18 protein-coding genes are annotated in these 22,697 nt (G+C 75.7%); 10 read left to right on the top strand and 8 right to left on the bottom strand.

The genetic code is table 11. The features are described 5' to 3' along the window. Positions 1–77 precede the first annotated feature (77 nt). Positions 78–1,232, top strand: coding sequence for an acyl-CoA dehydrogenase family protein (locus OTB16_RS11135; RefSeq protein ID WP_420717675.1), 1,155 nt, complete (start codon positions 78–80; stop codon positions 1,230–1,232). Positions 1,233–1,350: 118 nt separating this feature from the next. Here OTB16_RS11135 and OTB16_RS11130 read toward each other — a convergent pair whose 3' ends face one another. Next, positions 1,351–2,613 (bottom strand): sugar ABC transporter permease, encoded by a 1,263-nt coding sequence (locus tag OTB16_RS11130; protein WP_267719881.1) that lies wholly within the window; start codon positions 2,611–2,613, stop codon positions 1,351–1,353. After that, positions 2,610–3,818 (bottom strand): MFS transporter, encoded by a 1,209-nt coding sequence (locus tag OTB16_RS11125; RefSeq protein WP_420717668.1) that lies wholly within the window; start codon positions 3,816–3,818, stop codon positions 2,610–2,612. The genes OTB16_RS11130 and OTB16_RS11125 overlap by 4 nt, the downstream gene beginning before the upstream one ends. Before the next feature lie 302 nt (positions 3,819–4,120). On the opposite strand from OTB16_RS11125, the gene OTB16_RS11120 reads away from it, so the two are divergent. Next, positions 4,121–4,930: a hypothetical protein gene (locus tag OTB16_RS11120; RefSeq protein WP_267719880.1), complete on the top strand. Its 810-nt coding sequence runs from the start codon at positions 4,121–4,123 to the stop codon at positions 4,928–4,930. Positions 4,931–5,078: 148 nt separating this feature from the next. Continuing rightward, the gene (locus tag OTB16_RS11115) at positions 5,079–5,792 is read left to right on the top strand and encodes a sigma-70 family RNA polymerase sigma factor (RefSeq protein WP_267719878.1); all 714 of its coding nucleotides are present in this window, start codon (positions 5,079–5,081) and stop codon (positions 5,790–5,792) included. Between the two features lie 286 nt (positions 5,793–6,078). Here OTB16_RS11115 and OTB16_RS11110 read toward each other — a convergent pair whose 3' ends face one another. Together OTB16_RS11110 and OTB16_RS11105 are read right to left on the bottom strand one after the other, a co-directional pair. Then, a complete protein-coding gene (locus OTB16_RS11110; RefSeq protein WP_267719877.1) occupies positions 6,079–7,491 on the bottom strand; it encodes a M1 family metallopeptidase in 1,413 nt (470 codons plus the stop codon). Between the two features lie 159 nt (positions 7,492–7,650). Continuing rightward, complete coding sequence (locus OTB16_RS11105; protein ID WP_267719876.1) at positions 7,651–11,778, bottom strand: Pls/PosA family non-ribosomal peptide synthetase; 4,128 nt, start codon at positions 11,776–11,778, stop codon at positions 7,651–7,653. 286 nt (positions 11,779–12,064) lie between these two features. Here OTB16_RS11105 and OTB16_RS11100 point away from each other — a divergent pair, with 286 nt between their 5' ends. After that, complete coding sequence (locus OTB16_RS11100; protein WP_267719875.1) at positions 12,065–13,294, top strand: PP2C family protein-serine/threonine phosphatase; 1,230 nt, start codon at positions 12,065–12,067, stop codon at positions 13,292–13,294. 10 nt (positions 13,295–13,304) lie between these two features. On the opposite strand, the gene OTB16_RS11095 is transcribed toward OTB16_RS11100, so the two are convergent. Further along, the gene (locus tag OTB16_RS11095) at positions 13,305–13,898 is read right to left on the bottom strand and encodes a TetR/AcrR family transcriptional regulator (RefSeq protein ID WP_267719874.1); all 594 of its coding nucleotides are present in this window, start codon (positions 13,896–13,898) and stop codon (positions 13,305–13,307) included. 93 nt (positions 13,899–13,991) lie between these two features. Here OTB16_RS11095 and OTB16_RS11090 point away from each other — a divergent pair, with 93 nt between their 5' ends. The 4 genes from OTB16_RS11090 to OTB16_RS11075 all read left to right on the top strand — a co-directional run bounded on the left by OTB16_RS11090 (position 13,992) and on the right by OTB16_RS11075 (position 16,232). After that, on the top strand, positions 13,992–14,417 hold the full coding sequence (locus tag OTB16_RS11090) for a nuclear transport factor 2 family protein (RefSeq protein ID WP_267719873.1): 426 nt from the start codon (positions 13,992–13,994) through the stop codon (positions 14,415–14,417). Next, on the top strand, positions 14,414–15,331 hold the full coding sequence (locus OTB16_RS11085; RefSeq protein WP_267719872.1) for an NmrA family NAD(P)-binding protein: 918 nt from the start codon (positions 14,414–14,416) through the stop codon (positions 15,329–15,331). The genes OTB16_RS11090 and OTB16_RS11085 overlap by 4 nt, the downstream gene beginning before the upstream one ends. Positions 15,332–15,649: 318 nt before the next feature. Then, complete coding sequence (locus OTB16_RS11080) at positions 15,650–15,901, top strand: hypothetical protein (protein ID WP_267719871.1); 252 nt, start codon at positions 15,650–15,652, stop codon at positions 15,899–15,901. 184 nt (positions 15,902–16,085) lie between these two features. Beyond that, positions 16,086–16,232 (top strand): hypothetical protein, encoded by a 147-nt coding sequence (locus tag OTB16_RS11075; protein ID WP_267719869.1) that lies wholly within the window; start codon positions 16,086–16,088, stop codon positions 16,230–16,232. An 83-nt stretch (positions 16,233–16,315) separates the two neighbouring features. On the opposite strand, the gene OTB16_RS11070 is transcribed toward OTB16_RS11075, so the two are convergent. Then, positions 16,316–17,320, bottom strand: a complete 1,005-nt coding sequence (locus tag OTB16_RS11070; protein ID WP_267719868.1) for a BtrH N-terminal domain-containing protein — start codon at positions 17,318–17,320, stop codon at positions 16,316–16,318. 167 nt (positions 17,321–17,487) lie between these two features. After that, positions 17,488–17,880 (bottom strand): putative Ig domain-containing protein, encoded by a 393-nt coding sequence (locus OTB16_RS11065; protein ID WP_324290800.1) that lies wholly within the window; start codon positions 17,878–17,880, stop codon positions 17,488–17,490. On the opposite strand from OTB16_RS11065, the gene OTB16_RS11060 reads away from it, so the two are divergent. Continuing rightward, positions 17,859–20,630, top strand: a complete 2,772-nt coding sequence (locus tag OTB16_RS11060) for a helix-turn-helix transcriptional regulator (protein ID WP_267719865.1) — start codon at positions 17,859–17,861, stop codon at positions 20,628–20,630. The genes OTB16_RS11065 and OTB16_RS11060 overlap by 22 nt on opposite strands. A 55-nt stretch (positions 20,631–20,685) precedes the next feature. On the opposite strand, the gene OTB16_RS11055 is transcribed toward OTB16_RS11060, so the two are convergent. Continuing rightward, positions 20,686–21,330, bottom strand: coding sequence for a CatB-related O-acetyltransferase (locus OTB16_RS11055; protein WP_267719863.1), 645 nt, complete (start codon positions 21,328–21,330; stop codon positions 20,686–20,688). Between the two features lie 275 nt (positions 21,331–21,605). Here OTB16_RS11055 and OTB16_RS11050 point away from each other — a divergent pair, with 275 nt between their 5' ends. Beyond that, positions 21,606–22,334: a TetR/AcrR family transcriptional regulator gene (locus OTB16_RS11050; RefSeq protein WP_267719862.1), complete on the top strand. Its 729-nt coding sequence runs from the start codon at positions 21,606–21,608 to the stop codon at positions 22,332–22,334. Positions 22,335–22,697: the final 363 nt, after the last annotated feature.

The following is a 22,697-nucleotide window of genomic DNA, read 5'->3' as shown; positions in this document are numbered from 1 at the left end:
TCCCGGGAACGAGGAGAAAAACAGTGACGGACGCAAGCGCACTCCGCACGACGGGCCCGGATCGAACCGGGGTTCCGCTGCCGGAGTTGAGGAAGCGGATCACCCGCTTCGTCGCGGGCCGGGTGGTCCCGCGCGAGGAGGTGCTGGACGCCGGCGGGCCCGCGGCCGCCGCCGTACGGACCGCCCTGCGCGACGAGGCCCGGGAGGAGGGGCTGTGGGCACTGCCGCTCCCCGCCGGACTGGGCGGTGGCGGGCTGGACTTCCGGGCGTACGCGCAACTGGCCGAGGCGGAGGGTGCCAGCGACCACGGCCCGGCGGCGCTGGGCTCCGCCCCGCTGCTCGACGTCACGATGCTGGCCCGCCACGGGAGTCCGGGGGTCCGCGCGTACCTGGAGCCGCTGGTCTCGGGAGAGCTGCGGACCTGTTTCGCCATGACCGAGCCGGACGTCCCCGGCACCGACCCGTTCCTGACCGCCACCCGGGCCGAGTCGCGGCCGGACGGCGGTTGGCTCGTCACCGGCCGCAAGTGGTTCACCTCCGGCGCCGCCGACGCCGGCCTGGTGACGGTCATGGCCCGCACGGGCGGGGCCCCCGGCGACCGCCACGGGCTCTCCCTGCTGGCCGTGCCCACCCGCTCCCCCGGTTTCCGCGTGGTCCGGGAACTCCCCGTGTTCGGAGCCGCGGGCCAGTACGAGATCGAGTTCGACCGGGTCCGCGTGCCCGCCGACCACCTCCTCGGCGCGCCCGGCGGCGCCCTGGACATCGCGGGCGAACGGCTGCAGCTCGGCCGCACCCTGCGCTGCCTGCGCTGGCTCGGCCAGGCCCAGCGCGCCTTCGACCTCCTGTGCGAGCGCGCCGCCACCCGCCGCGGCTCCCGGGGGCCGCTCGCCGACCACCAGCTGGTCCAGCAGCACGTATTCGACGCCCTGCTCGCGCTGCGCACCACCCGCCCCCTCGTCCACGAGGCGGTCGCCCTGATCGCGTCCGGGCAGGACGCCCGTACCGAGGTGGGGCTCGCGAAGGTCGCGGCGGCGCGCATGCTCCAGCGGGTCACCGACTCCGCGATCCAGGTGCACGGCGCCGCCGGGCTCGGCCCGGACACCCCGCTGCCCGCGCTCTTCCGAGGCGGACGGGCGGCCCGTGTCCTCGACGGCCCCGACGAGCTCCACGTCACCTCGGTGGCCCGCCGCGTCCTGCGCGGCTACGGCGACGGGTCCGCTCCGCGGGCGTGAGCGGGGCCCGCGGCCGTGAGCGGGTCCGCCCCGCGAGCGTGAGCAGGTCCGCCCCGCGAGCGTGAGCAGGCCCCGTCCGGCGGGCCCCGCTACACCGGCGTGAGGTCGACGGTGCCCGCTACACGAGGGTGAGGTCGACGGCGCCGACGAGTGCGGCCAGCCCCAGCGCCAGGAAGAAGTCTCCCCAGATCAGCTCGTGTTGGACCGCCAGGCCCTTCCCCGCGTCGTAACAGCCGTCCAGCAGCATCCCGGCCGGGCGGCCCGGCCCCCGGCCGGTGAGGTGGGCCTCCGTGAGGTGGCGCAGGACCGCCTCCCCCCGCTCCGCGCACGCCGCGGCCCGGGGGCCGGGCACCCGCGCCAGTTTCAGCAGGGCGACCGCGGTGATCGCGGCGGCCGAGGTGTCGGACGGCCCGTCCGGCCGGGAGGAGTCCGCCGGCTGGACGGGCCGCCCGGCCAGGACCCCCGCCTCCGCGAGCAACTGCCCGGCGGCCGCGTCGAGCCGCGCGGCCGCGCCGCCGGTGGGACCGGGGCGGAGCCGGACGTCGGCGACACCGGGGCGGAGCAGGGCGTCGGCGACCGCCAGGAGCAGCCAGGCCCGTCCCCGGCTCCAGCCCGGCGCCGGGTCCTCGCAGGGCCGCCAGCCCGCGGTGGCATCGAAGCTCCAGGCGGGGTGCGGGCGCGCGGGCGGGACGCCGCCGGGGACGCCGGTCCCGGAGCCGGCCGCGCCGCCGGCCCCGGTCGCACCGCCGGCCGACCCGCCGGTCCCGACCGACCCGCCGGTCCCCGCCGCGCCTCCGATCCCCCTCGCGCCGACCTCACCCTCGTCCTCGCCCAGGCAGAGGTCGAGGTGCCGGTGCAGGTGTGCGGCGGCGGCCGCCGCCCCCCGCGGTCCGGCTCCGGCCAGGAGCGGCACCGTACCGGGTACGCCGTCCGCCCGGGCCAGCAGGCGCGGTCCGCCGAGCGCGCCGCCCCAGGGCAGCAGGCCGAGTTCGGGGTCGTAGGCCGCCAGGCAGGCGCGGGCGGCCCGCTCCCGGAGCGCGGCGGCCCGCCCGTCGGGACCGGCGGGCGCGGTTCCGTACCAGAAGATCAGCCCGCGGGTGGCGGTGTCGGCCTCCGCCCACGGTACGAGCCGGGCCGTCCACGCGGCCGCGGTCCGCCGGTCGGCCCAGTCCTCGGTGTACCGCGCCCGCAGCCACAGCAGCCCGGTCCAGAAGCCGCCGGTCCACGAGCCGCGGCCGGTCGTCGTCCACCGCCCGTCCTCGGGGTCCGCGTACAGGGGGAAGCGGGTGCCGACGGCCGCCTCGGTGGCCGCCACGCGCTCCATGACGGCCGCGAGCGCGCCGTCGGCCCAGTGCGCGGCGGGCGCCGGCGCCGCGCTCACGCCGGTACCTTGCGGTGGTCCCGTACGGCCCAGAGGAACGCGACGACGCCCGCCGCCGCGAACTCGGCGGCCACCAGGATCCAGCCGGGCCCGTACCTCCCGCTCTGCGCGAGCAGGCCGAACAGCGGTGGTCCCAGGGCGAATCCGGCGAAGAACCCGGCCGCGACGAGCGCCGAGTCCTGTCCGGCCCGGCCGGCCGCCGCCCGCTGCACGACCAGCACCATGGAGACGGCGTTCCCGGACACGGCGAACACCCCGACGGCGACCGCTCCCACCCACACCAGCCGGCTCGTGGACACGGCGGCGGCCAGCAGCAGCGCCGCCCCGATCGCGCCGCACGCCAGCGCGCCCGGCAGCCATTCGGCCCGTCCGGGCCGGGCCGCCCTTGACCAGGCCACCCGGCCGACGATCCCCGCCACGCCCAGGACCGCCACCAGTACCCCGGCCGTCGTCGGCCCCATCCCCAGCCGGCGGACGCCGAAGAGGGCCAGATACGTGTTCACCGAGGCGATCCCGGCGCCCAGGAACAGCGAGAAGACGGCCAGCCAGGCCACCATCCCCCTCGGTACGAGCGACGCGGGCGGCCCGGCCGCGGGCGGCGGCGGGTCCGCCGGCAGCGTACGCAGCGCCCACAGCCCGGCCAGGAGCGCCGCACCGGACGCCGTCCACACGGCGCCGCGCCAGCCGATACCGCCCGCGAGCAGCACGAGCGGCAGCCCGGCCACGAACGCGCCCAGTTGCACCCCGGACTGCTTCAGGCCCGTCACGGCACCCCGCCGGGCGGGCGGGACTCCGGCCAGGACCGCCTTGTTGGTGGCCGGGTTGGCCAGTGCCTGCGGTACGCCGCCCAGCGCGACCGCGGCGAGCAGCAGACCGGTTCCGGGGGCGGCCCCGATCAGGGCGAGCGCCACGGCGGACACCAGCAGCAGGACCACCAGCGAGCGGCGCGGACCGATCCGGTCCACGATGCGGCCGCCGGCCGGGGACAGCACGGCGGCCGTCCCGAAGCCGAGGGTGGTCGTCAGCCCGAGCAGGGCGGGCGTCATGCCCAACGCGTCCACGACGCGCGGTCCCAGCGCCCCGAGGACGAACAGCTGCAGCATCGAGAACGCCATGGCGCAGGTGAGCAGCGCGGTCAGCTGCCGGGTGGGCCGGTCGTCGCCCTTCGGCGGCGCGGCCGTCGCCGCCTCCCCTTCTGTCGCCACAGATCTCTCCCGTCACCAGATGTCGAACACGGCCGGGAAGGCAGTCGGTTGCGGGCCCGGACGAGTTCCCTCCGCGTGTTGTGCCCTGCGCCACACCACACGGGGACGGGCCGCCACATCGCGGGAACCGGCCGTGACCTCGCGGGAATCGGCCGCGACCTCGCGGGAACCGGCTGTGACCAGCGCGAACGGGCCGTCCCATCGGGTGAACGGGCCGTCCCGTCAACGGCGTACGGGAGAACTTGTCGGGAAGTGCGCACCCCGTCGCTCCGCCCGGAACACCGGTGCGAGGATGGACCGCCATGACGCCAGGCCACTGTTCCCGAGCCGTACGGGCTGCGATGTTCGCAGCCCTCTGCGTGCTGCTCGCGGCCACCGGCCACCTCCTCATGTCGGGGGCGGCCGTGCCCTGGTGGGCGGTGTCCGCCGCGTTCGCGGGCACGGTGGCGACGGCCTGGGCGCTCGCCGGACGGGAACGCGGTCCCGCGGCCGTGACCGCCGCGGCGGTGGCCGTGCAGGCTCTGCTGCACGCGCTGTTCTCGCTGGCGCAGTCGGTGGTCCACCCCTCCCTGTCCTCCGGGACCTCGTTCGCCCGGCAGTGGGCGGAGTACCTCACCTGCGGCGGGGGCGCCGCGGTCGACCTGACCCCCGACGAGGCCCTGAGGGTCGTCACCGAGGCCGGGCTCGGCCGGCACGTGTCCCTGCCGCCGCCGGGGACCGTACTCACCGCCGTACCGGAGTCCGGCACCCCGGTGGGGCACGCGCTGCACGAGGCGGCGGGCCACGCGTCCACGGCGGCGGCCGACGCGCTGCCGGCCGGCGCTCACGCCATGGGCGGCATGTCGCCGGCCGGCATGCTGGCCGCGCACCTGCTGGCCGCGGTGCTGTGCGGCCTGTGGCTGGCGTACGGGGAGCAGGCCGCGTTCCGCGTGCTGCGCGCGCTCGCGGGCTGGCTCCGGGCCCCGCTGCTCCTGCTGTTCGGCCGGGCCGCCACACCGCACCGGCCCCGCGTCCTCGTCCGGCGGCCGCGCCAAGGCCGCGCGCCGCGGCGGCTGTTCCTCGTCCACGCCATCACCTCACGGGGTCCCCCGACGGGAACCGCTGTCACCTGACAGCCGGCTCCCCGAGCGCACACCGACGGCTCCCGTCCACCGCGCCTCGGGCATCGGCCCCGCCCCACGGCGGGCCGTACCCCCTTCACCGGCCCCGCACCCCGCGCGCGACGCCGGACACCCCCCTTGCACCAAAGGACCTGTGGCGATGACCCCTGCCCTGACGACGGCCCCGCACCACCCCACCGGCGACAAACCGCTCCGGCACACCCCCGACTCCGACGCGGAAACCACCCGCCTCGCCCTCGACGCCCGCGACGGCGACCCCGAAAAAGCCGACCGCTTCGCCCGCGCCCTCCACCGCGACGTCTGGCGCTACGTCGCCTACCTCAGCGCCGACACCCAAGCCGCCGACGACCTCACCCAAGACGTCTTCCTCCGCGCACTCGGCAGCCTCCACCGCTTCGAAGGCCGCTCCTCCGCCCGCACCTGGATCCTCTCCATCGCCCGCCGCACCGTCATCGACAGCCTCCGCCACGCAGCCGCCCGCCCCAGACTCTCCCACCACCACGACTGGCAGACCGCCGCCGAACAAACCCAGCACCGCGACATCCCCGGCTTCGAAGACGGCATCGCCCTCGCCGAACTCCTCACCACCATCACCCCCGAACGCCGCGAAGCCTTCATCCTCACCCAACTCCTCGGCCTCCCCTACGCCGAAGCCGCCACCACCATCAACTGCCCCATCGGCACCGTCCGCTCCCGCGTAGCCCGCGCCCGCACCACCCTCATCACCCTCCTCACCGACACCACACCCCCCGCAACCACCACAACCGCGCCTCCCACTCCCCCCACCGCCCCGCACCACAACCGCCGCGGCCGGACAGCACCGGACACGGAGCTGGTGACCGCACTCACCTGATCACCGGGACGTGACGCGGGAGCAACGGCGGCCGCTCGGGCCCCCTTTCCTCCCGCCCCCTGACGGAACACCCGCGTCCGCGGAGGTGCGCCGGACATACTTCAGGGCCGTCCGGCCGGGTTCGTCCTGTTCTGTTCCGGCGACGACACCCCGAAGACGCAGTACGCGTTCTCCTACCGCCACACCTTCAACGGATCCGTCATCAACCAGTACGTGTTCTGCCCGATCGGCCCGGGCTCGTACGCCCGCTGACCACCACCCCCGCGGCCCGGGGCGGAGCCGCCCGTCACACCCGGCCCAGCCCCGCCGGGCCGCCCGGGGTCGGCGGGTAGCCGGGCCTCGCCGGTATCCGGGGCGGTACGGGAGCCGCCGAGGGCGGCGGCGGGAGCGGTGGCAGGGACGGCTCGTACAGCCAGGCGGCGAACAGGTCGTCCAGCGGCTCGGCCGCGTAGCGGGACACGTGGGCGGTGAAGCCGGCGGTGGTCACCACGCCGTGGCGGTGCACGGAGGCCCACTCGCGCAGCATGCGGAAGAACGCCTCGTCGCCGAGGGCGCAGCGGACCGCGTGCACCGTGAGGCCGCCGCGCTGGTAGAGCCGGTCGTCGAACATCAGCTTGCGGCCCGGGTCGGCCAGCCGCAGATCCTGCGGCTGGAGGGACAGCAGCCGGTGGGCGGTGGCCGCCAGCTCGTGGGCCGTGCGGCTGCCCGAGCGCTCCGACCAGAGCCATTCGGCGTACTTCGCGAACCCCTCGTTCAGCCAGATGTGGCGCCAGTCGGCGATGGTCACGCTGTTGCCGAACCACTGGTGCGCGAGTTCGTGGGCGATCAGCCGCTCCGAGCCGCGGACGCCGTCCACGTGGTTGGCGCCGAACAGGGAGAGCCCCTGGGCCTCGACCGGGACGTCGAGCTCCTCGTCGGCGACGACGACGGCGTACTCCCCGAAGGGGTAGGGGCCGAAGATCTCCTCGAACAGCCGCATCATGGCGGGCTGGCGGGCGAAGTCGCGCGAGAAGCGGGGCAGCAGGTGCGCCGGGACGTGGCCGCTCTGTGGCACCCCGCCGAGCCCGGGCTCGCCGAGCAGCACCGTCTGGTACATGCCGATGGACAGGCCGACCAGGTAGCTGGAGGTCGGCGCGGACTGCTCGTACACCCAGGTGGTCGTGCTGGCCCGCGTCGTGCGGGTGAGCAGCCGGCCGCCCGCCACCACGGTGTAGGGGGACGGCGTGTTGACCGAGATGTGGTACGAGGCCTTGTCCGCGGGCCGGTCGTTGCACGGGTACCAGGAGGGCGCGCCGACCGGCTGGCTGGCCACCAGCGCGCCGTCGGTGAGTTCCTCCCAGCCGATGCCGCCCCACGGGCTGCGCACGGGTTTGGGGTTGCCCGCCCACTGCACCTCGACGGTGAAGGCGGCGCCGGCGGGCAGCGGCTTGGTCGGCCGGACGCGGAGCTTGCCGCCCCGGTGGGCGTAGTGCGGGGCCCGGCCGTTCACCAGGACCCGGCCGACCCTGAACTCGGCCAGGTTCAGGTGGAACTCGATGAGCGGCGCCCGGCCGGCGATGGCACTGAGCCGGGCCGTGCCGGCCAGCCGGTTGGGGCCGGGGCGGTACTCCAGAGCGAGTTCGTACCGGTGCACGCGGTAACGGGGGTCGCCGTTGGCCGGAAAGTACGGGTCCGATACCGCTGTCTTCTGGCCGCTCACTGCCGCTTCCGCTCCCTGCGCTGTGCTCGTACGACGTGCCGGTGTGCCGGTGTGCCGGTGTTTCCTGGTCGCCGCTGCCGTACCCGGACTCCGCGGACCGCCCGGGAGCGGGGCCCGGGCCGTACCGGACCGGGTCCGGGACCGCCCCGGGGCCGCCGCTCAGGACCGCCACGCCTCGATCGGATTGCCCAGCCAGCGGGTGTCGGCGGGGACGGATTCCCCGGCCATCACGAGAGAGGCGGGACCCAGGGTGCTGCGGGCCCCGATGGTACTCCCGGGCAGGACGATTCCGCCCGGGCCCAGGGTGGCGCCCTCGCGGAGGACCACAGTATCCGTCCTCAAGATCCGGTCGTGGAAGAGGTGCGTCTGGAGCACGCAGCCCCGGTTCACGCTGACCGCGTCACCCAGCACCACCAGGTCCGTTTCGGGCAGCCAGTAGCTCTCGCACCAGACGCCCCGGCCGATCCGCGCCCCGAGACCGCGCAGCCACAGCGACAGCAGGGGCGTGCCGGGCACCGCTCCGACCAGCCAGGGCACGGCCAGTACCTCGACGAAGGTGTCGGCCAGTTCGTTGCGCCAGACGAAGCCGCTCCACAGCGGGTGCTCCCCGGCCCGGTGCCGTCCCACCAGCAGCCACTTCGCGGCCACCGAGACCCCGCACGCGGCGAAGCCAGCGGCCAGCAGGACCGCCCCGGACAGCAGCGCGGTCGCCCAGATGCCCGGGCCCGCCGTGATGAGCGCGCAGAGCGCCGCCGCCGTCAGGACGGCCAGCGCGGCCGAGCAGAACACCGGGACGAGCCGGCACAGCTCCACCAGGCCGCGCGCCCACAGCAGCCGCGCGGGCGGGTCGTAGGTACGGCTCTGGTCGGAGTCCGCGGCGGAGCGCGGCAGCCGGACCGGCGGGAGGCCCAGGTACGAGCTGCCCTTCTTGGCCTTCTTCGGGGTCGCGGACAGGACGCCGACCAGCCCGCCGTCGGGCACGCTGCGGCCCGGCGCGGTCATCCCGGAGTTGCCGAGGAAGGCGCGGCGGCCGATCTCGGAGTGTCCGATCCGCATCCAGCCGCCGCCCAGTTCGTAGGGGGCGGTCAGGGTGTCGTCGGCGAGGAACGCCCCCTCGCCGACGGTGGTCAGGCTCGGCAGGGCGAGCACGGTGGACACCTCGGCGCCCCGGCCGATCTTCATGCCGAGCAGGCGGAGCCACACCGGGGTGATCAGGCCGGCGTACAGCGGGAAGAGCGTCTCCCGGGACAGGTCCATCAGCTGGGTGACCGTCCAGGCCTGCCAGCCGATCCGGCTGTGCGTGGGGTGGCTCCCCGTCCGCAGCCCGAGGCTGAGCAGCCGTACGGAGACCAGCAGCAGCAGCGCGTACGCGAGCCCGAAGGCGAGCGCCCCGGGCACCACGGCGAGCAGCGCTCCCCGCAGCGCCGCGCCGAGCCCGGCGCCGGCGGGCACGAACCGGCTCACCACGAGCAGGGCGGGCAGGGCGGCGAGCACGGGCAGGGAGGTGAGGCAGAAGCCGGTCGCCCCGTACACGGCGCGCCAGTGGAGCGGACGCGGCGGCCGCCGGTCGGGCCAGTTGTGCTTGGCCTTGCCGAGCTTGCCGGCGGGCGCGCCCGCCCAGCGCTGGCCGGTCGGTACCTGTCCGACGACGGCGGAGCCGGGGGCCACCTCGGCCCGCTTGCCGACGCGCGCGCCGGGGAAGAGGATGCCGCGGGTGCCGACGACCGCGCCGGCGCCGACCCTGACCGGGCCGATCACGAGCCGGTCCCCGTCGAGCCAGTGCCCGGAGAGGTCCACCTCGGACTCGACCGCGCAGCCTCGGCCGAGCTTGAGCATGCCCGTGACCGGCGGCAGCGAGTGCAGGTCCACCTCGGGGCCGACCTTGGCGCCCAGCGCGCGGGCGTAGCGCTCCAGCCAGGAGCCGGTGAGGGAGGTCGCGCGGACGCACTCGGCCAGCCGCTCGGCCGTCCACAGCCTCAGGTGCACGCTCCCGCCGCGCGGGTGGCGGCCCGCCTTCACCCCGCGCAGCAGCAGGCGGGCGCCGCCGGCCGCGATGGCGAGGCGGCCGGGAGGGCTGTACAGCAGCGCCGCGCCGGCGGCGACCAGCCACCAGGAGGCGGTCGGCGCCCAGGAGTAGGCCCCGAACGTGTGCAGGACGTTGCCGAGGGCCAGCAGCGCCACGGTCCAGCGCAGGCCGACCAGGGTGTACAGCGGGAGCAGCAGGAGCGACTGCACCACCTGGGACCGCAGCGGTACGGGCGCCACGGTCCGGGCGGCGCCGTCGTCCTGTACGGACTTCTCCAGCCGCCGGGCCAGCTTGCGCAGGGTGGGCTGCTGGTAGACGTCGACGACGGCCGCGCTCGGATAGCGGGTGCGCAGCCGGGTGGTGAGCTGGGCGGCGGCGAGGCTGCTGCCGCCGATGGCGAAGAAGTCGTCGGCGGGGCCGGAGACGGCCACGCCGAGGGTCTCGCTCCACTGCTCGGCGAGCCAGGCCTCGGTGCCGTACAGCTGCTCGGTGGGGCCGGTGGTCTCCAGGTGGGGCAGCGGCCAGGGCAGCGCGTCCCGGTCCACCTTGCCGGACGTACGGGTCGGCAGCTCGTCGACGGGGGCGAGCAGCGGTACGAGGGCCGCGGGCAGCTCGGCGCGCAGCCGCGTCACGGCAGCCGCGTGGTCCCAGCCCTCCTGGGTGACGAGGTAGCCCACGAGCAGCTGGTTGCCGCCGCGCGCCGTACGGACGGCGGCCGCCGCGCCGGCGACGCCGGGCAGGGACTGCAGGGCGGCGTCCACCTCGCCCAGCTCGATCCGGCGGCCGCCGAGCTTGATCTGCTCGTCGCCGCGGCCGAGGAAGACCAGCCCCTCCGGTTCCGCGCGGACCAGGTCGCCGCTGCGGTAGGCGCGCTCCCAGCCGAGGGATTCCAGCGGGGCGTACTTCTCGGCGTCCTTGGCCGGATCGAGGTAGCGGGCGAGGCCGACGCCGCCGATCACGAGCTGGCCGCTGCCGCCCATCGGCACCGGCTCCCCGGACTCGTCGACCACGGCGAGCTCCCAGCCGTTCAGCGGGAGGCCGATCCGGATCGGCTCCTCGCCGGTCAGCAGCGAGGCGCAGGCGACGACGGTGGCCTCGGTGGGGCCGTACGTGTTCCAGACCTCGCGGCCCTCGGTGACCAGGCGCTGGGTCAGCTCGGGCGGGCAGGCCTCGCCGCCGAAGATCAGCAGCCGGACCTCGCCCAGGTCCTCCGGCTCCCACAGGGCGGCCAGGGTCGGCACGGTGGAGACCACGGTGATCTCCTGGTCCACGAGCCAGGGGCCGAGGTCGGCGCCGCTGCGCACCTGCGAGCGGGGTACGGGCACCAGGCAGGCGCCGTGGCGCCAGGCCAGCCACATCTCCTCGCAGGAGGCGTCGAAGGCGACGGAGAGGCCCGCCATGACCCGGTCGCCGGGGCCGATCGGCTCCTCGGCGAGGAACAGGGCGGCCTCGGCGTCCACGAAGGCCGCGGCGCTGCGGTGGCTGACGGCGACGCCCTTGGGCTTGCCCGTGGAGCCGGAGGTGAAGATGATCCAGGCGTCGTGGCCGGGCCCGGGCCGCGCGTCCACCGCGGGCGCGGCGGCCGGGGCGGGGGCGTCCGCGGGGGCGGTGACGTCGATGCGGCCTCCGGCGCCCAGTACCGCCCGTACCCCGGCCTCACCGAAGACCAGGTCGGCCCGCTCGTCCGGGTCCTCGGCGTCGACGGGCACGTAGGCGGCGCCCGCGGCGAGGACGGCGAGGACGGCCGCGTACAGCTCGTTCGTCCCGGACGGCACGCGGACGCCGACCCGGTCGCCGAGCCCGACCCCGGCGGCCACCAGGGCGCGCCGGCGGCGGTCGACCTCGACGGCGAGCGCCCGGTAGGTCAGCAGTTCGGTGCCGTCGTCCAGGGCCGGCTCGTCGGGGTGGGCCCGAACGGAGTCCTCGAAGACGTCGACGAGGGTGCGCGGCGGGGCCGCGGGCCCGGCGGAGAAGCGGGCGGACTTGCCGGACTCCTCGTGCGGCTCCGCCGCCTCCGCCCGCGCACGGCGGGCGTCGGGTGCCTGCGTACGGCCGGCGTCGGGTGCTTGCGTACGGCCGGCGGCAGGTGCCTGCGTACGGCGTGCGTCGGGTGCCTGCGTACGGTGTGCGTCGGGCGCCTCTCCGCGGTCGGGTCCGGGCGTCTCGGCGCCGTCGGCCCCGGGGGCTTCCGTACGGTCGACCCCGTGCGTTTCCACGCTGTCGAGCAGGGCGGGTTCACCGCGCTCTGGTGTGGCTGCCATCGGCCCTCGCGTCTCGTTCCCGGAGTCGGTCCGGGTCACCGTCGGAGCCCGGGTCTGCCCAGGTTGTTCCGGTTCACGCGCCAAACAACCTGTCAGTCTAGTGCGCCATCAGGAATCTTCCGGCTGAGGTCTTGCCGGTGGCCGGGAGGGAACGGTATGCCGTCCCCTGCGGTCCGACGGTGTACGCGGGCGGGGACACGCGGCGCATCGCTCCGCGAAACGGGCGGCGGCTGGTGGAATGCCTTCCTCAGCGGGCCGGGCGGAGGGACGGGGTGACGAGGGCGTCGTGTCGGAGCCGAACGGGCTGGAGGGGCGCCTGCGCGCCGCGGAAGAGGCACTCGAGCGGATCGGCACGTCCGGCGACGAACGGGAGACCTGCCGGGAGCTGGCCGGTTTCCTGCTCCGCACGCTGTGCGACGCTGCCGCCGTGGACCTGGTCGTCCGCGGCTCGGGCGTCAGCCGCGTGGCCGAGGCCGGCGCGACCGGCCTGCTGCCGGGGGGCCCGCCGCCCGGGGTGCCGGCCGGGGACCCGGACCGTTCCGTGCGGGCGTGGACCGGGCGCACCGCCGGCGGCGGGAGCACGTACGTCCTCGCGGTGCCCCTGACCGGCCGGGGTGAGGTCTACGGAACGGTCCTCGCCGTACGGGCCCTCGAGGGGTTCGGCCGCCACGAGACGGCCGCGCTGCTCTTCGCGGCGCGGATCGCGGGCCTCCACGTCGGGCTCGCGAGGCGGCTGGCGGCGACCGAGCGGACCGCCCTCGAACTCCAGCGGGCCCTGGTCGCCGAACCGGGGCGTCCGCACCCGAACGTGGAGATCGCCAGCCGGTACCTGCCCGCCGGCGCGCGGGCCCTCGTCGGCGGGGACTGGTTCGAGACCGTGCGCCTGCACTTCGGCCGCACCCTGCTCGTGATCGGCGACGTCATGGGACACGGCCTGGACGCCGCCGTGGACATGAACGCCTACCGGTCCACCCTGCGCGAGGTCGCCGCCACCGATCTCGCCCCGCACCGGGTGCTGGGCCGGCTGGACGCCCTGGCCGCGGCCGACGGGACCCGGCGCCCGGCCACCTGCCTCCTCGTACGGATCGACCCGGCCCGGGGCAAGGCCGATTTCGCCAACGCGGGCCATCTGCCGCCCGCCGTGTTCACCGGCGACGGCCGGGGCGAACTGCTGGACGTGCCGGTGGGCCCGCCCCTGGGCACGGGGTTCGGCGGGTACGAGGCGTACACCCGGCCGATCGCGGCCGATCACACGCTGGTGCTGTACACGGACGGCCTGGTCGAACGCCGGGGCGAGGACATCGACGTCTCGCTCGCCAGGCTCGCGGCGCTGCGCATGCCCGCGGGAGCGGAGCCGGCCGGGGTGGTGGACGCCGTGTGCCGGGACCTCGACGCGCCGCACGCCGAGGACGACGTCGCGGTACTCGCCGCCCGGCTCCGTCCCCGGCCGGCCCCCGCCGCGCCCGCCGCGCCCGACGTGCCGCCCGCGCCGCCCGCGCCGTCCGCCGGGGAGTGAGGCGGGGCGTTCAGTGCGGCGGAGCCGGGACGTGCAGGACCCGGGCGGTGAACGCCGCCAGGCTCGCCCGGATCTCCTCGCGCGTCCTCCCCTCGTGCCCGACGAGGTGTTCGACCAGGTCGGCGCGGGTGGCGGCGAGCAGGGCGTGCGCCGTGAAGTCGCTGTCGGCGAGGCCCGGTACGCGGTCGAGCGCGTCCCGGAGGGTGCCGTGCCAGAGCGTGTAGTGCCCTGCGGCGTAGGGGCTGTCGCCGCCGGTGCCCTCCAGAGCCAGCGCCAGGTGGCGGTGGTCGAGCTTGAAGCACAGGACCGCGTCGAGGAGGGCCGGTACCCGTTCGGACGGCGGGGTGGAGGGCCCCAGGGGCGGCGGTCCCTCCTCGGCCGCGCGCCTGACGGGGGCGAGCCGCGCCTCGTACAGGGCGTGGATCAGGCCCGTACGGTCGCCGAAGCCGCGGAAGAGCGTCGCCTTGCCGACGCCCGCGGCGGCGGCGATGTCGGCCATGGTGACGGCCGCGGGGCTCTCGCACCGGGCGAAGAGCGCGTCGGCGGCCGCGAGGACGGCCTCCCGGTTGCGGGCGGCGTCCGCACGCGGCTTGCGTTCGGTCATGCGGTACCTCCGATTGCGAAACGGACCACGGGTCCGTATGGTCGGTCACATGAAACGGACCGGCGGTCCGCATCGTACGGGACGGAGCATTCCATGACCACGAACACCGCACCGGCGGCCGTGTACCGCCGCGGCCTGCGGCTCCTGCTGGACAAGAACGTCCCCGGCTGGATCGACCTGTGGGACGAGAACGGGATCCTCGAGTTCCCCTTCGCTCCGGACGGCTGGCCGCAGCGGCTGGAGGGCCGAGCGGCCGTCGCCGCGTACATGCGCGGTTACCCCGAGCACATAGACCTCCACGACTTCCCGCACGTCGAGATCCACCAGACCCTCGCCCCGCAGACCATCGTGGTCGAGATGCGCGGCGTGGGCCGCCTGGTGGAAACCGGCGGCCCCTTCGACGTGTCCTACATCGCCGTCGTCACCGTCAAGGACGGCCTCATCACCCACTACCGCGACTACTGGGACCCGCTCGCCCTCCAGGACCCCGCCACCCACTTCGCCGGGAGCCCCCGATGACCGCCTCCACCTCGGGGCCCGCGCCTTCGCCCTCGTCCTCGTCCTCCGCCTCCGCCTCTGCCTCGCCCGAGGAGTTCACCCTGGTCATCGGGGCCACCGGCACCACCGGGAGCCGGGTCGCCGCCCGGCTGGCCGCCGCGGGCCGGCGCGTCAGGGCCGCCGGCCGGCGCGCCACCCCCGTGGCCGGCGCCCTGCCCGTGCGGTTCGACTGGGACGATCCCGCGTCCTTCGGGGCCGCCCTCGACGCGGTGGACCGCGTCTACCTCGTCCCGCCGATCGGCTCCCCGGACCCGGCGGCCGTCATGCTGCCGTTCCTCGAGCGGGCCCGTGCCGCGGGAGTCACCCGCGCGGTGCTGCTCAGCTCGTCGGCGATCCCCTCCGGCGGGCCCGCCGTGGGGCAGGTGCACCAGGCCCTGCCCGGCCTGTTCCCCCACTGGGCGGTCCTGCGCCCCTCGTGGTTCATGCAGAACTTCACCGGCGGCCACGCCCACGCCCGGACCGTCCGTGCGGACGGCACCATCCGCACGGCGGCCGGCTCGGGCCGCGTCGGCTTCGTCGACGCCGACGACATCGCCGCCGTCGCCGTACACGCGCTGACCGCGGCGCAGGCCCCGAACACCGACCTGGTCGTCACCGGGCCGCAAGCGCTGAGTTACGACGAGGTCGCCGCCGTCCTCTCCCAGGTCACCGGCCGGACCGTCACCCACCAGCGGCTCTCGTACGAGCAGATGCGCCGGCGCCTGGCGGCCGAGATGCCCGACGGGTTCGCCGCGATGCTCGCCGGCATGGACCGGTCGATCGCCGAGGGCGCCGAGGACCGCACCACCGACACCGTCCAGCGCCTCACGGGACGCCCGCCGGGGAGCTTCCGCGCCTTCGCTGAAAGGGAGTTGGCGGCCAGTCAGATGTTGTGACGGCCGGCCCCGGACGCGAGGCCCGGGGACTGCGGGTCCCAAGGTGCCGAGTCCCGTGGGCGCGACTAGCCTTTGTGAGTGAGAGCCGCGATTGCGGAGCACGCCCGCGGTTGCCGAGGTTCCCGCAATCCGGGAACCGAGGTTCCGCGACCCGCCTCCGAACGCGCGTGGCCTACGGCCGCGCCGTCGGCGGAGACGTGCCCACTCGCACGCAACGCGGCACCGTCAACGACCCGCGCCGCACATTCCGTCTGCGGCCGCGGCCGCCCCCTCATGCCCCGGAGAGGTGCTCGGGAGGGTGGAAGGAAGGGCTATTCCATGCATGCACAGAGAGCGAAGCGTCTTTTCGTGGTCTCCGCCGCCGGTCTCCTCATGGCTGGTGGCGTGGCGCTCGGCACGGCAGGCACGGCCTCGGCGGCAGCTCCCACCGCTGCCGTCAGCTACCTCAACGGCGGCGGCTGCGACGACGATGACGACTACGGCGGCCACGGCGGCTGGTATGACAACAGCGGCTGGGACGACGACGATGACTACGGACACGGAGGAGGCCACGGCTGGGGTGGCCACTGACCCGGCCCTCTGAAGGCGTGGTGCGCGGACCCTCCGGGGCCCGCGCACCGCGGCGTCCGCCCCGGATCCGCCCGGTTCCGGAAGGCGGACCGCTCAAATGGGGCGGATGCCCGGCGGGTTGTTTCACCCGGTGGCGTCGGGGCACACGTCGTGCACCAGGAGTGACACGCGCCAGGAGGGCCTCATGTCCGGACTACTCGCACGGATCAAGCAGTTCAGCCGCACCCCGCAGGGACGGCAGACCATCGACTCGGTACGCCGGGCCGCCGCCGATCCCCGCAAGCGGACACAGGCCCGCGGGCTGCTCGGGCGGCTCCGCGGCAAGCGCTGAGCGAGCGACAGGAACTGAGCGGCGGGCGGCGGCCACTGGGCGGCCCGCCGGGAAGCGGGGGATGCCCACAGGGCATCCCCCTCCTACTTCTGGAGCGCCCGGACCGCCTGCCCCTCCAGGTCGACACAGCGGTCCACCCGCTCCGCACACGCCTCGAAGAGCTCCCGGCGCCCCCCGGCATCGGCGTCCGCGTCGGCGTCCCGGGCGAGCGCGGCCAGCTCCGACCAGGACCGGGCGGACTCCCTGAAGAGGCCGGCCGCCTCGGGGCGCCCGACGAGGTCCAGGAAGTCCGCGTACAGCGGCCGGGTCGCGCCCGGGGCCGTCCACTCCTCCTCCAGGCACGCGTACAGCCGCCCGGTGCCCGCGCGGAAGGCCGCGGGCGAGCCGCCGAACCGGCGCTCCCAGCCGGCCTTCGTCGTCCGGTCGCGCAGCTGCGCGGCGAGCTTCTCCATGCCGGTGAAGCCGAAGTTCACGTCGAACTGGTTCCCCAGGACCGGTCCGGTGAGGTGGGTGATGGTGGAGGCGATGGCCCCGTCCACGTCCGGCTCTCCCTCGGGCGGTCCGGTGGGCACGATCAGCTGGTGTCGGCCCTTGCGGTGCGCGGTCCACGCGACCCCGAACTCCTCGCGGTCGATCCGGTGCGGGGTCCCGGCACCGTCTTCGATCAGGAGGTCGTCCCCGTCGTAGCCGGCGATGACGACGGTGTGGGGATCGGCGCCGGTCATCTCGGCTGCCGGGTCCGGCTCGTGCCAGGGCAGGGAGGACCGGTCGACGACGCAGAATGCGGGCTGCCCCTCGTCGAGCGCCGCCCGGACGCGGCCCCAGCGGGGCTTCATCGCCCGCGTGGCGTCGTACGGGACGCCCAGGCGGCCGAGCGCGACCTGTACCCAGGGCTCGGGGTGGGACTGGGCCACGATCGTGGCGATGGGGGTGAGGCCCTCGTACTCGAAGACGAAGTACATGAAGCCGATGCCCCCGGCGAGGCCGGCGACGAGCTCCTCGTCGTGGGCACTGCCCAGGGCGTGCCGGATGAGGGAGGCCTCCCGGTGGCGTCCGGTACCGAAGTCTTCGTACACGAGCACAGTCATGCGGCCAGCCTAGCCGCGCTGCAGGTGTGGCCCTGACGCGCCTGCGGCAGGCGGGGCTCCGGTGGGAGCGCCGCCTGCCGCCGGGGCCGGGGTCCGCCATCGGGTGCGTGCGGACCCCGGCGTGTCGGGCGCCGCCGGGTGAGCGGGGCGGGCGGCCGCTTCCGTCTCTAGAAGTAGACGTTCCAGGTGAAGCTGACCGAGGCCGTCCGGCCCGCGCTGTCGGTGACCGTGAGGGTGCTGGTGCGGAAGCCCCACGTGGTCGGGGTCCCGGTGACGGTGCCGGTGGCCGCGTTCACGGTCAGGCCCGCCGGGAGGTCCGACGCCTTGAAGGAGTACGGGGCGCTGCCGCCTGCGGCCCTGAGCGGCAGCGTGACGGGCCGGCCGATGGAGGAGGTCTGGTTGCCGGGGTTGGCCAGGGTCGGGCTTCCCCCCTGGCCGGTGGTGACGGTCCAGGTGAAGGTGGCGCTCGCGGTCCGGCCGGCCTTGTCGGTGGCGGTGACGCTCACGTTGGAGGTCCCGGCGGTGGTCGTGCCGTGTTGTGACGGACGTCGAAGAGGCAGCGGGCCCGGGTGCGGGGTTCTCCTCGTGGCGGGGCGCGGTCCACGAGGTGGTACGCGCCCTGCGCGGCGGGGGCCGGGTCGCGGTCACCGGCGCCTGGGGGGCGGGGAAGACCACGCTGCTGGGCGAGGCTCTGGACGAACTCCGCTGCGGGGAAAGGACCGTGCTGCGGGTCACGTGCGCCGACGCCGACCGGGCCCACGCCTTCAGCGCGGTGGCACAGCTGTTGTCGGCCGTTCCTCCCGAGGTCCTCACCGCGCTGCCGGCCGGCTGGCGGACGGTGGCGGACCGGCTGCTGCGGCGCTGCGCCGACGGCCCGGCGGGACGGGACGGGACCGCTGCGGTCCGGCTCGCGGTGGCGGGTCTGCTCGGGTCCGCGCCCGGCTTCCTCCTCGCCGTCGACGGGGTGCAGTGGCTGGACGAGGCCAGTGCGGACGTCCTGGGCTACGCGGTGCGCACGGTCGCGGCGCCCCGGTTGGCCGTCGTGGTGTGCGAACGGGCGCGGGACGGGCGCGGAGCGGCGGCGCGCCTCCTGGGCGGCCATCCCGTGCACGTCCCGGTGCCCGCGCTGGACGTGGCGCTCACGTCGGCGGCCGTGGTCCGCCACGGGCTGCCCCACCGGTGGGCGACCCCGGTGCACCAGAGCTGCGGGGGCCATCGGCTGCTCACCGAGACCGCGTGCGCCACGCTGGCCCGGCAGGCTCCGGACGGCCGGCACGCACTCGTCGTACCGCCCGCGGCGGTTCGGGCCGCCGAGGCGTGGCTGGCGGAGCTTCCCGCGCCGGTCCGGGCGACGCTGCTGGTCGCGGCGCTGGCCCGGCAGCCCACGGTGGCGCTGCTGGAGCGCGCCGGGCGCGACGATGCCGAGGACCAGCTGCGGCGGGCACGGGCGGCGGGGGTCCTCCACGAGGATCCGCCGGGGTCGGTCCGCTTCACCGCGCGGGTCCTGGCCGATGCGGCGGTGAGCCTGGCCGGGAAGGCGGAGCGGATCGCCGCGCACGGCGCGCTGGCCGGGGCGGTGGCGGATCCGGTGCAGGTGGTCCGGCACCGGGCGCTGGGCCGGCGGGACGCCGTCGACCAGTGTCTCGCCGAGGACACCGCGGTGGCCGCCGGGCAGGCCCGGGAGGGCGGTGAGCGGAAGCTGTCGGCCGAACTCTTCCTGCTGGCTGCCGAGTTGACTCCGTTGTCCCGGGCCCGGCTGCGACTGGAGCGCTACCTCGCCGCGGCCGGGGAGGCCGCGGCGGCCGGGGACAGCGACCTGGCCCGGCAGGCGGCGGACGCCGTCGCCGCGTCCCGGCCCGCACCGGCGGAGCACGTCGCGGTGCTCCTGGCGGTCGTCGACTCCCACAGCCAGGCCCTGGCCGGGGTCGAGGGAACGCTCGAACTGTGCCGGCAGATCGCGTCCGGCGACCCGTGCCTGCTGGCCGCCGTGGAGCTGCGCGCCGCCATCGCCGCCAACGTCTCGCGCAGCGACCCCGACGCGGCCCTGCGCGCCGCCACGGCGGCGGCGGGGCTGGCCCGGGCCGCCGGGCAGCCCCGTCTGGAGGCGGCGGCCCTGACCATGCGGGCCCGGATGGAACGGGTCCTGCGCAGCGAGGACTGCGCCCGTACCCTCGGCCGCGCGCTGGCCCTGAACGTGCCCGCCCACGCGGACGGGATCGGCAACAGCCCCCAGTACCTCGCGGCCCGGCACGCCGTCTTCGACGACCGCCTGGCGGAGGCCAGGACCCGCCTGACCGCCCTCCTGTCGCTCGCGGAACTGCGCGGACAGAGCGAGGACCTCGTCGACATCTGGCGCAGTCTGGCCGAGGTGGAGGCCCGCAGCGGCGCGTGTGCCCGCGCCCTCGCCTGGGCGGACAAGGCCCTCGATGCGTCGCTCGGCGCCGGTCTGTCCCTCGGCCCGGCCTGTTACACCGCCGCCCTCGCGCAGAGCGCGGGCGGTTCGTTCGCCGCCGCGTTGCGGTACGCGGGCTGCGGGGAACGCGCCGCGCGGGAGGAGGGCGACGTACTGCACCTGGAACGCAACCTGTGGGTCGCGGGCGCGGTCCGGCTCCACACCGGGGACGTGGACGGGGCCGTCTCCGCCTTCACCCAGCTCGCCCGGGCCGAGGACGGCCGCCGGCCCGCCGATCCCTCGATGTTCCGCTGGCAGCCCGACGCCGTCGAGGCGTTCGTCGCGGCGGGCGACCTCGGCCCGGCCCACGCCCTGCTCCAGAGGCACGAGGGCGCGGTACGGGAGGACACCGCCACCGGGGCGGCGTGGACGCGCGCCCGGGCGTTCCTGCTGGTGCGCGCCGGGGACACCGACCGGGCCGTCGGGCTGCTGCGGCAGGCCGACGGGGTGTTCCGGCGCGGCGGGCTGCCCGTCGAGGAGGCACGTACGCATCTGGCACGGGGGCGGGCCGAGCGCGCGCGGCGGCGCCAGGCCGCCGCCCGCGGCGCGTTCCAGGAGGCGGCCGATCTCCTGGCCGAGGCCGGGGCGGTGCCGCTGCTCGCCACCGCGCGGGAGCACCTGGACCGTCTGGGCGGGAACGGCCGGCCGGGGTCCCGCCCGCCCGGGCGGGCGGAGCTGACGGAATCCGAGCTGCGGCTGGCGGACCTCGTCCGCGGGGGAGCCAGCAACCAGCACGCGGCGCAGCAGATGTACCTCTCCGTCAAGACGGTCGAGGGGATGCTCAGCCGGATCTACCGCAAGCTCCGGATCCGCTCCCGGACCCAGCTCGCCGGCGTCCTGGCCGACCTTCCCGGATGAGCCGCGGGCCTGCGGTTCAGGCCTGCGCTCCAGGCCCGCGCTCCAGGCCTGCGCTTCAGGCCTGTGGTGCGGCCGCCTCCAGGTCGTCGACGGTGCCGGACATGACGGCCCGCACGTGTGCGGTGAGGTGCTCCGGGGGCCAGTCCCACCAGGCGAGGGACAGCAGGCGCGCGATGTCCGCGTCGCTGTGGCGGCTGCGGATGAGCCGGGCCGGGTTGCCGCCGACGACGCCGTAGTCGGGGACGTCGTCGACCACCACGGAACCGGAGGCGACGACCGCGCCGTGCCCGATGCGCACGCCGGGCATGACCGTGACTCCGTGGCCGCACCAGACGTCGTTGCCGACCACGGTGTCCCCCCGCCCCGGCAGTCCGGTGATCAGGTCGATGTGCTCGGCCCAGGAGCCGCCCATGATCGGGAACGGGAAGGTGGAGGGTCCGTCCATGCGGTGGTTGGCGCCGTTCATGAGGAACCGCACTCCGGTGCCCAGGGCACAGAACTTCCCGATGATGAGCCGCTCCGGTCCGTAGTGGTAGAGCACGTTACGGGTCTCGAACGCGGTCGCGTCGTCCGGGTCGTCGTAGTAGGAGTAGTCCCCGACCTCGATCAGCGGCGAGGTCACCAGCGGCTTCAGGAGCACCACGCGCGGCTGGCCGGGGATCGGGTGCAGCACGGTCGGGTCCGCGGGCAGAGGGTTCACGGCGGTCGCTTTCGACGTCGGGCGGGACCCGACGACCGTACCCGTGCGGCCGCCGGCCAGGGCGCGGTACGCGGGCGCGGGCCGGTCCGGGTGCTGTCGCACCGGGGCCGGCCCTCACGTCGGGGGTGTGCGTCAGGAGGTGAAGCAGAGGGACTGGCCGGCGCCGAAGCCGTGGCAGTCGGTCCGGCGCGTGGCGGTGGAGGCGTCCCGGGGTTCCACCCCGCGCAAGAAGGGCTCCGCGTAGGGCCGTTGTCGTCGCCGGGTACGGTTCCGGTATGGACGTTCCCGCAACGAGTTCGACCGCCGGCAGCGTGACGCTCGCGGCAGTGATCAAGGACGCCGCGCGTCAACAGCTGGTGAAGGTGGGGGCCGGAGGCCTGTCGCCGGAGGTTGTGACGCGCGAGAGCGGACTTGCCACTTCCGACGTCGCGGCCCTCTTCCCGCACCGGGACGACCTGTTGACGGCATTGGTCATCGACGCCTACAACGGGTCCGGCGCCGCCATGGAGCGGACCGACGCGGCCGCCGCGAACGCCCGGGCATCGGCGGGCGCGCGCCTCCTCGCGGTCACCCGCGCGCTCCGCGAGTGGTCCTTCGACCACCCCGCCGAGTTCACACTGATCTACGGCTCGCCCGTCCCGGGCTACCACGCCCCGCACGACACCATCGCGCCCGCCTCGCGCACGCCCGCGGTCCTCGGGGGGATCGTGCGCGCGGCTCTGGAGGGCGGCGAGCTCACCCCGCCACGCCGGGCCGTGCCCGGTCCGCCACTGCTCCTGCCGGCGGCCGTGGAACTCTTCGGGGGCACGCCTGGGGCGCCGTTCTCGGACATCATCGAGCGCGGCATCGTCCTGTGGAGCAACCTGATCGGTCTGCTGGTGTTCCAGGTCTTCAGCCGTACCCACGACAGCGTCAGGGACGAGGCCGCGTTCTTCGACTACGCCATCGCGGTGGCCGCGGAGAGCATCGGGCTCGAGGTACCCCTGGGCGAAAGCGCCGGCTGACCCCGGCTGACCCGGACGGCCCGCCGCATCGCGGCCCGTGCGGGGCGCGGGCATCGACGCCGGCGGGTTCAACGACCGCGATACGGACAATCTCACCGCGGAACTCGTCGGGCCCACCAAAGTAGCGGCCGCCTACAGTAGGCTTCACAGCGCGAGTTGAGAGCTCCCGCCCGGTTTGCATCCCCCGTCAAACCGGGCGGGTTCCCCCGTTCCGCCCGCTTTCGCCGGGCCGGACGAGGGCTCCCGCCCGGACTGGTCCGGCCCATCCCCCGAGGGCCGGACCAGTCCGTTTCGCCACCCGCCACTTCGGCGAACCCCCCGCACGTCGAGTTAGCTGGCAGCTATCGGCGAGACCCCACGTTG

The sequence above is a fragment of the Streptomyces antarcticus genome, from assembly GCF_026627255.1.
GTDB lineage: Bacteria > Actinomycetota > Actinomycetes > Streptomycetales > Streptomycetaceae > Streptomyces > Streptomyces antarcticus.
This window is presented reverse-complemented; position numbering and strand designations above follow the sequence as displayed.